12 protein-coding genes are annotated in these 13,486 nt (G+C 61.3%); all 12 read left to right on the top strand.

Features of this window, described 5'->3' with window-relative positions; all coding sequences use genetic code 11:
* Positions 1-299: 299 nt before the first annotated feature.
* The 12 genes from arnC (at position 300) to EJD88_RS07285 (ending at position 13,305) form a co-directional block, all read left to right on the top strand.
* Positions 300-1,331, top strand: a complete 1,032-nt coding sequence (gene arnC / locus EJD88_RS07230; protein ID WP_099582972.1) for an undecaprenyl-phosphate 4-deoxy-4-formamido-L-arabinose transferase — start codon at positions 300-302, stop codon at positions 1,329-1,331.
* Complete coding sequence (gene arnA, locus EJD88_RS07235) at positions 1,328-3,319, top strand: bifunctional UDP-4-amino-4-deoxy-L-arabinose formyltransferase/UDP-glucuronic acid oxidase ArnA (RefSeq protein ID WP_158877452.1); 1,992 nt, start codon at positions 1,328-1,330, stop codon at positions 3,317-3,319. Before arnC ends, arnA begins: the two co-directional genes overlap by 4 nt.
* Positions 3,319-4,203, top strand: a complete 885-nt coding sequence (arnD, locus tag EJD88_RS07240; protein WP_112195263.1) for a 4-deoxy-4-formamido-L-arabinose-phosphoundecaprenol deformylase — start codon at positions 3,319-3,321, stop codon at positions 4,201-4,203. The genes arnA and arnD overlap by 1 nt, the downstream gene beginning before the upstream one ends.
* Positions 4,200-5,855 carry a lipid IV(A) 4-amino-4-deoxy-L-arabinosyltransferase gene (arnT, locus tag EJD88_RS07245; RefSeq protein WP_158877454.1) on the top strand — a complete coding sequence of 552 codons (1,656 nt, stop codon included), beginning with the start codon at positions 4,200-4,202 and terminating at the stop codon, positions 5,853-5,855. Before arnD ends, arnT begins: the two co-directional genes overlap by 4 nt.
* Positions 5,852-6,199, top strand: a complete 348-nt coding sequence (arnE, locus tag EJD88_RS07250; RefSeq protein WP_158877456.1) for a 4-amino-4-deoxy-L-arabinose-phosphoundecaprenol flippase subunit ArnE — start codon at positions 5,852-5,854, stop codon at positions 6,197-6,199. Before arnT ends, arnE begins: the two co-directional genes overlap by 4 nt.
* The gene (arnF, locus tag EJD88_RS07255; protein ID WP_099582980.1) at positions 6,196-6,597 is read left to right on the top strand and encodes a 4-amino-4-deoxy-L-arabinose-phosphoundecaprenol flippase subunit ArnF; all 402 of its coding nucleotides are present in this window, start codon (positions 6,196-6,198) and stop codon (positions 6,595-6,597) included. Before arnE ends, arnF begins: the two co-directional genes overlap by 4 nt.
* Entirely contained in the window at positions 6,594-7,973 is a 1,380-nt protein-coding gene (locus EJD88_RS07260) for a UDP-glucose/GDP-mannose dehydrogenase family protein (protein ID WP_099582982.1), read from the top strand. The genes arnF and EJD88_RS07260 overlap by 4 nt, the downstream gene beginning before the upstream one ends.
* Before the next feature lie 3 nt (positions 7,974-7,976).
* Positions 7,977-9,599: a glycosyltransferase family 39 protein gene (locus tag EJD88_RS07265; protein ID WP_158877458.1), complete on the top strand. Its 1,623-nt coding sequence runs from the start codon at positions 7,977-7,979 to the stop codon at positions 9,597-9,599.
* A gap of 272 nt (positions 9,600-9,871) precedes the next feature.
* On the top strand, positions 9,872-10,030 hold the full coding sequence (locus EJD88_RS27360) for a hypothetical protein (RefSeq protein ID WP_371926550.1): 159 nt from the start codon (positions 9,872-9,874) through the stop codon (positions 10,028-10,030).
* Between the two features lie 163 nt (positions 10,031-10,193).
* Positions 10,194-10,904, top strand: coding sequence for an HPP family protein (locus EJD88_RS07275; RefSeq protein ID WP_112195272.1), 711 nt, complete (start codon positions 10,194-10,196; stop codon positions 10,902-10,904).
* 142 nt (positions 10,905-11,046) lie between these two features.
* The gene (locus EJD88_RS07280) at positions 11,047-12,150 is read left to right on the top strand and encodes an enoyl-CoA hydratase/isomerase family protein (protein ID WP_158877460.1); all 1,104 of its coding nucleotides are present in this window, start codon (positions 11,047-11,049) and stop codon (positions 12,148-12,150) included.
* Positions 12,151-12,153: 3 nt separating this feature from the next.
* Entirely contained in the window at positions 12,154-13,305 is a 1,152-nt protein-coding gene (locus EJD88_RS07285) for an acyl-CoA dehydrogenase family protein (RefSeq protein ID WP_158877462.1), read from the top strand.
* Positions 13,306-13,486 lie beyond the last annotated feature (181 nt).

The following is a 13,486-nucleotide window of genomic DNA, read 5'->3' on the forward strand; positions in this document are numbered from 1 at the left end:
CCGGAACCAAACGCCTTACAGACAGTTCCGATATCGCCCCAGCCCACCTTAGTTGACTAGCTGAACCCTAGCTGTCTGCCTGTCAAATAAACGAGTTTTTCATCTGCCTTTCATATCTGTTCCACATTTTTACGCTTAATCTTAAACACAGCACTTCATGGCAATCCGCGCATTAGCGACTAACCTGTTGATTATGCTTCATCTTTAGCGCCGCCTTTTTATCAGCGGGCTGCCTTTTCGCCCAATGATTGCTGCTGTTTTCACGCGCCAAGTTGTACTTACCCCGAGGTCATGATTCTTTGAAACCCTACCCTATTCATTGCGTGTCGATCGTTATCCCGGTCTACAACGAAGAAGAAAGCCTGCCCGAATTGCTGCGTCGCACCACCGCAGCCTGCAAGCAACTGGCCTACGAATACGAAATCATCCTGGTGGATGACGGTAGCCGTGACAATTCTGCCCAACTGCTCGAAGACGCTGCAGCTGAAGACGGCAGCCACGTAGTGGCCGTGATCCTCAACCGCAACTACGGCCAGCATGCGGCGATCATGGCTGGTTTCGAACAATGCCGGGGCGAAGTGGTGATTACCCTCGACGCTGACCTGCAGAACCCGCCCGAAGAAATCCCGCGCCTGGTGGAACAAGCCGCCCTCGGCTACGACGTGGTGGCCACCGTGCGCAACAATCGCCAGGACTCGGCCTTTCGCCGCTGGCCGTCACGCCTGATCAACCTTGCCGTGCAGCGCTCCACCGGCGTGGCCATGACAGACTACGGCTGCATGCTGCGCGCCTACCGCCGCACCATCGTCGATGCCATGCTCGCCTGCCGCGAGCGCAGTACCTTTATCCCGATCCTGGCCAACGGTTTCGCGCGCCACACCACCGAAATCCTGGTGCACCACGCCGAGCGTGAACACGGCGAGTCCAAATACAGCGCCATGCGCCTGATCAGCCTGATGTTCGACCTGCTGACCTGCATGACCACCACCCCTTTGCGCCTGCTGTCCATTGTCGGCTTCAGCCTGGCGGCCCTGGGCATGCTGTTCGCCTTCGCGCTGATCGTCCTGCGCCTGGCCTTCGGTGCCGACTGGGCGGGCGACGGCCTGTTCGTGCTGTTCGCAGTGCTGTTCGTGTTCACCGGCGGCCAGTTCATTGGCATGGGCCTCTTGGGTGAATACCTGGGCCGCATGTACAGCGATGTGCGCGCCCGCCCCCGTTTCTTTATCGAAAAAGTGCTGCGCAACCAACCGGCAGCACCGGCTCCCGTGGTCGTCGTTGACGGCCTGGCGTCTTCCCATACTTCCACTTCTGCCGATCAGGTCCAGTCATGAGTTCAAAAGCTGTTGTATTCGCGTACCACGATATTGGGTGTGCAGGCATTGAAGCGCTGCTCAATACCGGCTACGAAATTGCTGCCGTGTTTACCCATGCCGACGACCCCAAGGAAAACAACTTCTACGGCTCCGTCGCCCAACTCTGCGCACGCAATGGCATCCCGGTACATGCCCCGGAAGACGCCAACCATCCCTTGTGGATTGAGCGCATCGCCAAGCTGAACCCGGACTACATCTTCTCCTTCTACTACCGCAACCTGCTGAGCGAGCCTTTGCTTGCCATCGCCAGCAAAGGCGCGTTCAACCTGCACGGCTCGCTGCTGCCCAAATACCGTGGTCGCGCGCCGGCCAACTGGGTGCTGGTCAACGGCGAGACCGAGACCGGCGTGACCCTGCACCGCATGGTCAAGCGTGCCGATGCCGGCGCGATCCTCGCCCAACAGAAAGTCACCATTGACCGCAGCGACACCGGCCTCACTCTGCACGCCAAGCTGCGTGAAGCAGCCAGCAACCTGCTGCGCGATGCCTTGCCGCAACTGGCCCAAGGCAAGCTGACCGAAACCGCACAGGATGAAAGCCAAGCCACTTGCTTCGGTCGCCGCACCGCGGCAGATGGCAAGCTGGATTGGAAACAACCGGCTGAAACCCTGTTCAACCTGGTTCGCGCCGTGACCCAACCGTATCCGGGCGCCTTCTGCGCTGTGGGCGAGCACAAGCTGATCGTGTGGCAAGCCGAGGTGGTCAAGGGCAACGAAGGCCTGGCGCCGGGCCGTGTGATCAGTGTCAACCCGCTGCGCATCGCTTGCGGTGAAGACTCCCTGGTGGTCAAGTTCGGCCAGCGCAACGACAACGGCTTGTACCTGGCCGGTCCTTCCCTGGCCAATGAACTGGGCCTGGTGGACGGTTCCGTGCTGCGCGGCGCCGAGTCCGGCCGCACGCCGCGCCGCACCCGCGTACTGATCCTGGGCGTCAACGGCTTTATCGGTAATCACCTGTCCGAGCGCCTGCTGCGTGACGACCGTTACGAAGTCTACGGCCTGGACATCGGCTCCGACGCCATCGAGCGCCTGCGCAGCCACCCCAACTTCCACTACGTGGAAGGCGACATCAGCATCCACACCGAGTGGATCGAGTACCACATCAAGAAGTGCGACGTGGTCCTGCCGCTGGTGGCCATCGCCACGCCGATCGAATACACCCGCAACCCGCTGCGCGTGTTCGAGCTGGATTTCGAAGAAAACCTCAAGCTGGTGCGCTACTGCGTCAAGTACAACAAGCGCGTGATCTTCCCGTCGACCTCCGAAGTCTATGGCATGTGCCAGGACCAGTACTTCGATGAAGACACCTCCAACCTGGTGGTCGGCCCGGTCAACAAACAGCGCTGGATCTACTCGGTCTCCAAGCAACTGCTGGACCGCGTGATCTGGGCCTACGGCGCCAAGGGCCTGAACTTCACGCTGTTCCGTCCGTTCAACTGGATGGGCCCGCGCCTCGACCGCCTGGATTCGGCGCGTATCGGCAGCTCCCGTGCAATCACCCAACTGATCCTGAACCTGGTGGAAGGCACGCCGATCCGTCTGTTCGACGGCGGCGAGCAGAAGCGCTGCTTCACTGACATCGCCGACGGCATCGAAGCCCTGGCCCGCATCATTGATAACGACAACGATGCGTGCAGCGGCCAGATCATCAACATCGGCAACCCGGAAAACGAAGCCAGCATCCGCCAGTTGGGCGAAGAGTTGCTGCGTCAGTTCGAAGCGCATCCGCTGCGCGGCAACTTCCCGCCGTTCGCCGGTTTCCGCGACGTCGAGAGCAAGGCGTTCTACGGCACCGGTTACCAGGACGTGGCACACCGCAAGCCAAGCATCGAAAACGCCAAGCGCCTGCTGAACTGGGAGCCGACCGTGGAAATGAGCGAAACCATCGGCAACACCCTGGATTTCTTCCTGCGTGAAGCCATGCTCGAAATCGCGGACAAAAAGTAATGAAGGCTGGCTTGCGCATTGACGTCGACACCTACCGTGGCACCCGTGAAGGTGTGCCGCAGCTGCTCGAAACCCTGGATGAAGCCGGGGTCAAGGCGACGTTCTTCTTCAGTGTCGGGCCGGACAACATGGGGCGCCATTTGTGGCGCCTGATCCGCCCGCAATTCCTGTGGAAGATGCTGCGTTCCAACGCCGTTGGCCTGTATGGCCTGGATATTCTGCTGGCCGGCACCGCCTGGCCAGGCAAGCCGATTGGCCGTGACCTGGGGCACCTGATGCGCCAGGCCAAGGCCGCCGGGCATGAAGTCGGCCTGCACGCCTGGGATCACCACGGCTGGCAGGCCAATACCGGGCGTTGGAGCGAGGCACAGTTGGTCGAGCAGGTCCGGCGTGGCGTCGACACTCTGAGCGACATCCTGGGTGAACGCGTCGATTGCTCGGCGGCCGCCGGTTGGCGTGCCGATGAGCGCGTGGTGCAAGCCAAGCAAGGTTTCAACTTTCGCTATAACAGTGATTGCCGGGGTACCAGCCTGTTTCGACCGACCTTGGCCGATGGCAGCGCGGGCACCCCACAAATTCCGGTGGACCTGCCGACCTTCGACGAAGTCGTCGGGCCGGTGGTGGCTGCCAAAGACTTCAATGGCTTCATCCTCGACCGGTTTGCCGAGTCGAAGCTCAACGTCTACACAATCCACGCAGAAGTAGAAGGGATTCTGATGGCCAATGACTTTCGCCAGTTGCTTGCCCAGGCTGGGCAGCGCGGCATCCACTTCACCCCCCTGGGCGATTTGTTGCCTGCGGACGTGACCACTCTGCCCCAGCAACAGTTGGTACGCGGCGCCTTGAGCGGCCGCGAGGGTTGGCTGGGAGTACAGCAGGCATGATCCGCCGCTGGGCCTTGCCCCTGCTCCTGTTGGCATTCGGCGTGTTTTACCTGCTGCCGCTGGCCACCCATGGCTTATGGATTCCGGATGAAACCCGCTACGCGCAGATCAGCCAGGAAATGCTGCTGACCGGCAAGTGGGCGTCGCCGCACTTCATGGGCATTCGTTACTTCGAAAAACCCGCCGCCGGGTATTGGATGATCGCGCTGGGCCAGGCGATCTTCGGGCAGAACCTGTTTGGCGTTCGCTTCGCCTCGGCCCTGAGTACCGGCCTGAGCATCCTGCTGGTGTACCTGGTGTCGCGTCGGCTGTGGAATGCCCCGCACAAGAGCCTGGTCAGCAGCGTGCTGTACATGAGTTTTGTCAGCATCGCGGCGTTGGGCGGCTATGCCAACCTCGACCCGCAGTTCACCTTCTGGGTCAACCTGACCGGCGTGGCCTTGTGGTTCTGCTTCGACAGCACCACCCGTAATGGCCGCCTGGGTTCATGGGCGTTGCTGGGCTTTGCCTGTGGCATGGGCTTTATGACCAAGGGTTTCCTGGCGTGGCTGCTGCCGGTGTTGATCGCCCTGCCCTACGCGATCTGGCAGAAACGCTTTGGCGAGTTACTCAAGTTCGGCGTGGTTGCCGTGGTGGTGGCGATTGTGGTCAGCCTGCCTTGGGCGCTGGCTGTGCACCTGCAAGAGCCGGACTACTGGAATTTCTTCTTCTGGCACGAGCATATCCAGCGCTTTGCCGGCGACGATGCCCAGCACGCCGAGCCGTTCTGGTATTACCTGCCGTTGCTGGTCGCGTTTTGCCTGCCTTGGGTGGCCCTGCTGCCGTCAACGCTCAAACAGGCGTGGCAGGACAAGCGCAGTGCAAAAATCGGCTTCGTGCTGCTGTGGCTGCTGATGCCTTTGGCGTTCTTCAGCCTGGCCAAAGGCAAGCTGCCGTCCTACATCATGCCGTGCCTGCTGCCCCTGGCCCTGCTGATGGGCTCGACCCTGGCGGACAAACTCGCTGCCGGCCGTGGCCGTGTGCTGCGGATCAACGGTTGGCTGAACCTGGTGATTGGCGTCGCGGTATTACTGGCGCTGACGTGGGTTCAACTGAAAAAGCCGGTGTACGCACACGGCGACGAAACCCTAAGCCTGGTGCTGGTGTTTGCCTTTCTGTTCAGCTGGATCATCGTCAACCTGTTGCAGGCCGCACGGCCGCTGCACCTGTGGGCGGCACCGGCGCTGGGCAGTTGGCTGATGGTTGCCCTGCTGCCGGCCGCACTGCCGCACTCGGTGGTCTACAACAAGACGCCGGATCAATTCATCATCGATCACCTGCAGGAGCTGCAGCCGGCCACCGCGTTGCTGAGCAATGACCTGGGTGCGGCCTCGGCGCTGTCGTGGCGCTTGCAGCGGCCGGACGTGACGCTCTACAACACAATCGGCGAAGTGAAGTACGGCCTCGCTTATCCGGATGCAGCCCATCACAAGGTGGATACCCGGCAAGTCCAGCAGTGGATGAGCGACGCCCGCAAAAAAGGTGCGGTGGGTGTGGTGATGCGCGTTAAAGGTGACGATGAAATTGCCGAAGTTGCATTGCTGCCCACTGACGGTCAGCGCTATGAGCAAGGCAATCTGATGATTCTGATCTTCCCGCAGGTGGCGCCGTGATCACCCTGCTGTTGTTACTGGCGGCCTGCCTGCTCACCTGTATGGGCCAGGTTTCACAGAAATTTGCTGTAGAAGGCTGGCGCGACCAGCCCGACGGCTGGGCACTGAAACTGCGCTCACCGTGGCTGTGGGCGGCGCTGGTGTGCCTCGGCCTGGGGCTGCTGGTGTGGCTGCTGGTGTTGCAGCGCCTGGAAGTCGGCATCGCCTACCCCATGCTCAGCCTGAATTTCGTGCTGGTCACCCTGGTGGCGCGGTTTGTGTTCCATGAAACCATCGACCGTCGTCACTGGCTGGGTGTGCTGCTGGTGATTGCCGGCGTCGTGCTGCTGGGGCGCCAGGTATGAGCCGGGCTCAAGGCTTCGCCCTGGCCCTGGGCAGCGTCGGCCTGGTCAGCGCCGCCCAGTTGGGCATGCGCTGGAGCATGACGCGCTTGCCGCTGCCCAACGAATGGCTCACGGCCCGCATTGATCCGGGCGCCCTCGGCGTGGTGAGCCTGGCGATCTGCGCCTATGCGTTGTCGATGCTCTGCTGGCTCGGCGCACTCAAGCACCTGCCACTGGGTCGCGCCTATTCGCTGCTGAGCATCAGCTACGCGCTGGTGTACCTGCTGGCGGCCAGCCTGCCGGTGTTCAACGAACATTTTTCCGTTTCAAAAACCCTGGGGGTGGCGCTTGTCATCCTCGGTGTGCTGATCATCAACTCTCGTCGTGCCAGTGCTACAAGCCCCAGGAATGCCCCATGAAAATCAGTGTATTTGGTAGTGGTTACGTCGGCCTGGTACAGGCCACCGTATTAGCCGAAGTCGGTCATGATGTGATCTGCATGGACGTCGATCAAAACAAGGTCAAGCTGCTGCAGCAAGGCCATGTGAGCATCTTCGAGCCGGGGCTGGCCGCGATGGTCAAGGAGAACCTGGAAAGCGGGCGCCTGCATTTCACCTTTGATGAAAAGCTCGCCGTCGAACACGGTGAAGTGCTGTTTATCGCCGTCGGCACGCCGTCGGATGAAGACGGCTCGGCCGACTTGAAATACGTGCTGTCGGTGGGTGATGCCGTGGCTCGTCATCGGGTGGCCCCGGTCATTCTGGTGGAAAAGTCCACCGTCCCTGTGGGCACCGGCGACACCTTGCGCGCCCACATCGAAAAAGCCCTGCACGTCGCGGGTCGCCACTTGGAGTTCGATATCGTCTCCAATCCGGAATTCCTCAAGGAAGGCTCGGCGGTTGCTGACTGCCGCCGCCCGGACCGCATCATCATCGGCTGCGAGCGCGAAGAAGTCCGCGAGGTCATGCGCGATCTGTACGCGCCGTTCAACCGCAACCATGACCGCATCATCTTCATGGACCTGCGCAGCGCCGAACTCACCAAGTACGCCGCCAACTGCATGCTGGCCACCAAGATCAGCTTTATCAACCAGATCGCCGAGCTGGCCGAGCACCTGGGGGCGGACATCGAAGCCGTGCGCCTGGGCATTGGTGCCGACTCGCGCATCGGCTATCACTTTATCTACCCCGGTTGCGGCTACGGCGGTTCGTGCTTTCCCAAGGACATGCGCGCCTTGATCCACAGCGCCAAACAGGCCAACTGCTCCAGCGACCTGCTGGAAGCCGTGGAAGCCATCAACCAACGCCAGAAGAGCAAGCTGTTCGAGCGCATCAATGCGTTCTTCCAGGGCAACCTGCGCGGCAAGACCTTCGCCCTGTGGGGCCTGGCCTTCAAGCCCAACACCGACGACATGCGCGATGCCCCCAGCCGCGTGCTGATGGAAGCGCTGTGGGCGGCGGGCGCCAACGTACGCGCCTTCGACCCGGAAGCCATGCAGGAAACCCAGCGCCTCTACGGCGACGAAGAGCGGCTGATGCTGATGGGTACGCCGGAGTCCACCCTGGTGGGCGCCGATGCGTTGATCGTGTGCACCGAATGGCAGCAGTTCAAGGCCCCTGATTTCGACCTGATCCACCAGCGCCTGAAAACCCCGGTGATCTTCGACGGCCGCAACCTTTACGACGGCGAACGCCTGTCGCGCAAGGGCTTCCAATATTTCCCGATTGGCCGGGGCGACTCGTGCCAGTTGCCGATTCCGCAGCAGCAGTGGGTGCCGCAGGTCGTGGAAGCCTGATACGTGAACACAGCCCAACTGCCGTTGCTGAGTACCACGATCCGCCGCCAATCCCTCGGTTTGGGATTGCTGGCGTTATTGCTGTTTATCGCCGGCAGTTGGCACCAGGCGATTATCGGGTTCGACTCACGCTTCGTGCTGTTCGCCCAGGAAATGCTGCGCCATGGGCCGGGCTTTTTCCCCACCACTTACGGCCAGCCGTATGCCGATTATCTGGCCACCTCGACGCTGATGACCTGGCTGTTGTCGCTGCCCTTGGGCCAGGTCACCAGCCTCACCGCCTGGCTGCCCACTTCGCTGGCCTCGGCAGTGATCGTCATTCTGGTGTATCGCCTGACGGCGCCCTACTCCCAGCGCTGGGGCCTGTTGAGCATTGCGGTGTTGCTGTTGAGCACCACGTTTATCAGCGAAACCCGCGCCGTTTCCCTGGACCAGATGCTCGCCGCCATCACCTTGACGGTGTTCTACCTCGGTTACGCCCACGACCACTTCGCTGCCGACAAGCGCCTGCACTGGCTGTTCCTGCTCTTGATCGTGGGGTTTGCGATACGCGGCCCGATTGGCCTGGTGGTGCCTACCGGCGTGCTGTGCAGCTATTACCTGATCAACCGGCAATGGCGCCAACTGGTGAGCTTCGGCCTGGTGGCCCTGGCGCTGTTGGTGGCGTGTGTCGGCCTGCTGTTGCTGATGGCCAAGCTCAGTGGCGGTGAGGGCTTCATGCAGGATGTGATCCGCATGCAGTTCCTCGGGCGCATGGATGGCAGCGAAGGTTCCAGCGGCGTGCTGTATTACTTCACCAGCTCTTTGGGCAATTACGCGTTGGCCTACCCATTGGCATTATTGGTGCTGCTGGCTGTAGCAATCAGCGGGCGGCGCACACCTGACCCGGCCGTGCAGTTGGTGCTGTACTGCGCCGCAGCGGGCTTGCTGGTGTTGCTTGGCCTGTCGATTCCCCAGGCGAAGAAGGCGCGCTATGTACTGCCGATGCTGCCCATGGCGGCGATTATTGCGGCGTATCCCTTCTCTACCGCGCACGGGCGGCTGTTTGCCTGGTTGCGCGGGCTGATGCTGGTTATATGGACGCTATTGCCCGCGCTGTTGATCGCCGGCCTGCTGTTCGCCCGCCCACGCTACCCGGAACAGCTGAGCCAGCTGTGGCTGATGTTAGGTGTGCTGGGCGTCCTGCAGGCAGTGGCACTGTCGGCGTGGTGCGTGCCTCGCCTGCGACCGGTGGGTCCGGCCATTGCGGCGGTGTTGGCAGTGTGGTCCACGTACATTCTGGTGGTCGAACCGCTGGAGCGCAGTGTCTATGACACCCGCACATTTACCTTGCGGGTTCACCAACAGGTGATGCAACAGCGCGCCCCCGTGGTCTTGCACGGCTTGGGCAAAGACGCCAAGGCCATTAAATACATGGTCAACCTTGACTGCGACCAGGTGCCGTTGTTCACCCAACAGGCGGCCGACCTGACGCCCCTGCAAGGCCCGGCCTGGCTGGTGATGAGTCAGGTGGACTTTGAAGGTCTCAAAGATCCGCGCTTTGCCACTCTCACGCCGACCTTGACCGGTGAGTTCGACCGCAATCCCTATGTGCTGCTGCACCTGGTCAAACCCACGCAGCCTTGAGTTGCCACGCGGAAACCTCCTACGCACCTATACGTAAAGGCTGGTGTCATATCACTTTCCTACGTCCGAACCCCAACGTTAAACTCGATCGCCAGGTGCGTTAAGTATCTACCGCCACTGGCCATGAATAACTACAAGGACGCTAGAAGGCGCAGCGCCTGCTGCGGCTCGCTTCGTGAGAGGACAATGCCGTGCCAAATCATCATTTACTGAATACCCCTGCCTCATTGGTCCGCGATGAAGTGCATATCGGCTACCTGCCGATTCCGCCGCTGGATCGACTGATGGCGCTGCGCAATGCCCTCGTCGCTCTAAAAGGCCCCCTGGCCGGTGAACCTGGCATGCAGGAAAACCTGCAGAAGCAGCTGTTCAATGAAGACACCGATAACCGCGTTCTGGGCAAGCCCAATACCCAGTGCATTCGCGTCTAGTTCATTATTTTTGTATTAAAACCTCACTAATATGCATTGGCGCTGCGCTATAGGGCACGGCACACTGCGCAGGTTCCTCCCCCAAATGCAGGAACTTTCAGAGGGCTTTTCCGGGCAACCAGACAAGCCTTTTTTTTGCCCGCCGTTTATGGATTCCTGTTCAATGCTCGCTCGCTGGTTCCCCGCTGCAATCAATACCCGTCCCTCCGAATGGAGCCGTGCTGCCATTGGCATGGCCCTGGGCACACTGTTCAGTGTCTGGCTCTGTGCCCAGGTGTTTGGCATGGAGGTCGCGTTGCACCTGCTTGGCCCGCTGGGGGCCTCGGCAGTCCTGTTGTTTGCGGTCTCGTCCGGTGCGCTGGCGCAGCCCTGGTCGATCATCGGCAGCTACCTGTGCGCCGCCGTTGTGGCATTGCTGGTTGCGCGCGTGCTCGGGCGCACATTGGGCGGCGCTTGCCTGGCGGCGGGCATGTCGGTGGTATTGATGTGCTGGCTGCGATGCCTGCACCCACCCGCCGGTGGCCTGGCCATGACGCTGGTGCTGGCCGACCCGGCCTCTGCGGCGCTGGGCTGGCATGAGTTGGGCGCCGTGCTGCTCGGCGCCGGCGCGCTGTTGGCCTGTGCCCTGGCCTATAACAATGCCACGCGCACGCGCTATCCCAAGGGCGCTGTCGAGTCACCGTCAATCGTTTTGAATAACGCCAATGCGGCTCCGGACCCTGCCGTGACCGCCGTCGACTTGAAGCTGGCCCTCGCCGAAATGGAACAGTTCTACGATGTGGCACCTGCAGAGCTTGAGCAACTGATTCACGCGGCCGAAACCCACGCGCGCCGTCGCAGCATCGGCGAAGTGCTGGCCAATCGCACGCCCTGACCGAGGCCACAGCCACCCTGCATAAATGCAACAACCACCTGCATGATTCCGGGTTGTACTGCGCAAATTTGCGCTGGTAGGATCGCGAGAAGGTTCGTCCGCGAACATCTTGATAAAGAACAATAAAAGCAGGGAGTTAGAGATGACTGCTCAGGTTTCATCCGAAGCAAGCCGTGCCGATACACCTCAGGAAGAGGTACTCGCCGACGTCCGCAACCATATCGGCCACCTCACCCTCAACCGCCCCGCCGGTTTAAACGCCATAACCCTGGACATGGTTCGCAGCCTGACCCGGCAACTGCAGGCCTGGTCAGACGACCCTTCGGTGTACGCCGTGGTCCTGCGCGGCGCTGGCGACAAGGCCTTCTGTGCGGGTGGCGATATTCGCTCGCTGTACGACAGCTTCAAGAACGGCGACACCCTGCACGAAGAGTTCTTCGTCGAGGAATACGCCCTCGACCTCGCGATCCACCACTACCGCAAGCCCGTACTCGCCCTGATGGACGGCTTTGTCTTGGGCGGCGGCATGGGCCTGGTGCAAGGTGCGGATTTGCGTGTGGTCACCGAGCGCAGCCGCCTGGGCATGCCGGAAGTGGCCATCGGTTATTTTCCCGACGTGGGCGGCAGCTATTTTCTGCCGCGCATTCCGGGCGAGTTGGGGATCTACCTCGGCGTTACCGGCGTGCAGATCCGTGCTGCCGATGCGCTGTATTGCGGGTTGGCCGACTGGTACCTCGACAGCGCGAAGCTCGACGAACTGGACCAGAAACTCGACCACCTGCGCTGGCACGACTCCCCCCTCAAAGACTTGCAAGGCCTGCTGGCAAAGCTTGCGGTGCAGCAACTGCCCGATGCGCCGCTGGCGGCCTTGCGCCCGGCGATAGACCATTTCTTCGGCTTGCCGGATGTACCCAGCATGGTCGAGCAATTACAAGCCGTTACTGTTGCCGACAGCCATGCGTGGGCGCTCAACACCGCCCACCTGATGCAGACCCGTTCCCCCCTGGCCATGGCCGTCACCTTGCAAATGCTGCGCAAGGGCCGCCGGCTGACGCTGGAACAATGTTTTGCCCTTGAGCTGCACCTGGACCGTCAATGGTTCGAGCGCGGAGACCTGATCGAAGGCGTGCGTGCCCTGATCATCGACAAGGACAAGACCCCACGCTGGAACCCGTCCACCCTGCATGGGTTGGCGGCGGCCCATGTCGAAAGCTTCTTCCAACAGTTCGAGCAGGTTGCGAGATAAATCATGCAAGACATTGAATACACAGAAGAACAAGTGATGATTCGCGACATGGCGCGCGACTTTGCGCGGGGTGAAATCGCCCCGTATGCCCAAGCCTGGGAAAAAGCCGGTTGGATCGACGACAACCTGGTCGCCAAGATGGGCGAACTGGGCCTGTTGGGCATGGTGGTCCCGGAAGAATGGGGCGGCACCTACGTCGATTACGTGGCCTATGCCTTGGCAGTCGAAGAGATTTCCGCCGGCGATGGCGCCACCGGCGCGCTGATGAGTATCCACAATTCAGTAGGTTGCGGGCCGATCCTCAACTACGGCACAACTGCGCAGAAGGAAACCTGGCTGGCCCAGCTTGCCAGTGGCCAGGCGATTGGTTGCTTCTGCCTGACCGAACCCCAGGCCGGTTCCGAAGCCCATAACCTGCGCACCCGCGCTGAGCTGCGTGAAGGCCAGTGGGTGATCAACGGCGCCAAGCAATTCGTCAGCAACGGCAAACGCGCCAAGCTGGCCATCGTCTTTGCCGTGACCGACCCGAGCCTGGGCAAGAAAGGCATCTCCGCCTTCCTGGTGCCCACCGACACCCAGGGTTTTGTGGTGGACCGTACCGAACACAAGATGGGTATTCGTGCGTCTGACACCTGCGCGGTGACCCTCAACCAGTGCACGATCCCGGAAGCCAACCTGCTGGGCGAACGCGGTAAAGGCCTGGCGATAGCGCTGTCGAATCTGGAAGGTGGACGCATCGGAATCGCCGCCCAGGCCCTGGGTATCGCCCGCGCGGCGTTTGAAGCGGCGCTGGCCTACGCCCGTGACCGGGTGCAGTTCGACAAGCCGATCATTGAACATCAGAGCGTGGCCAACCTGCTGGCGGACATGCAAACCCGCCTCAACGCCGCCCGCCTGCTGATCCTGCACGCCGCCCGCCTGCGCAGTGCCGGCAAGCCGTGCCTGTCGGAAGCGTCACAAGCCAAGCTGTTTGCCTCGGAAATGGCGGAGAAGGTCTGCTCGTCAGCCATGCAGATACATGGCGGGTACGGTTACCTGGAGGATTACCCGGTGGAGCGTTACTACCGGGATGCGCGGATCACGCAGATTTACGAAGGGACCAGCGAGATTCAGCGGATGGTGATTGCCAGGGAGCTCAAGCACTACCAGCTCTGACCGACTCACGCACCCTCACCGGCATAGGTATCTACATAACTTCCCGTGGATGCTGAGCCTATGGCAACTGGGCTGTTGTGGTGAGCGGGCTTGTCCCGCGCTGGGCTGCGAAGCAGCCCCATCAAAGCCACCGCGTTTTTTCAGAAAAACCAAGTTGCCTGGTTTTGGGGCTGCTGCGCAG

Source organism: Pseudomonas sp. PB105, from assembly GCF_009764655.1.
Classification (GTDB): domain Bacteria; phylum Pseudomonadota; class Gammaproteobacteria; order Pseudomonadales; family Pseudomonadaceae; genus Aquipseudomonas; species Aquipseudomonas cyclaminis.

Excerpts from the sequence above, each read along its gene's own strand:
- EJD88_RS07285 (WP_158877462.1), top strand. The coding sequence starts at position 12,154 with ATGCAAGACATTGAATACACAGAAGAACAAGTGATGATTCGCGACATG.
- EJD88_RS07260 (WP_099582982.1), top strand. The coding sequence starts at position 6,594 with ATGAAAATCAGTGTATTTGGTAGTGGTTACGTCGGCCTGGTACAGGCC.
- arnD (WP_112195263.1), top strand. The coding sequence starts at position 3,319 with ATGAAGGCTGGCTTGCGCATTGACGTCGACACCTACCGTGGCACCCGT.
- EJD88_RS07275 (WP_112195272.1), top strand. The coding sequence starts at position 10,194 with ATGCTCGCTCGCTGGTTCCCCGCTGCAATCAATACCCGTCCCTCCGAA.
- arnA (WP_158877452.1), top strand. The coding sequence starts at position 1,328 with ATGAGTTCAAAAGCTGTTGTATTCGCGTACCACGATATTGGGTGTGCA.
- arnT (WP_158877454.1), top strand. The coding sequence starts at position 4,200 with ATGATCCGCCGCTGGGCCTTGCCCCTGCTCCTGTTGGCATTCGGCGTG.
- arnF (WP_099582980.1), top strand. The coding sequence starts at position 6,196 with ATGAGCCGGGCTCAAGGCTTCGCCCTGGCCCTGGGCAGCGTCGGCCTG.
- EJD88_RS07280 (WP_158877460.1), top strand. The coding sequence starts at position 11,047 with ATGACTGCTCAGGTTTCATCCGAAGCAAGCCGTGCCGATACACCTCAG.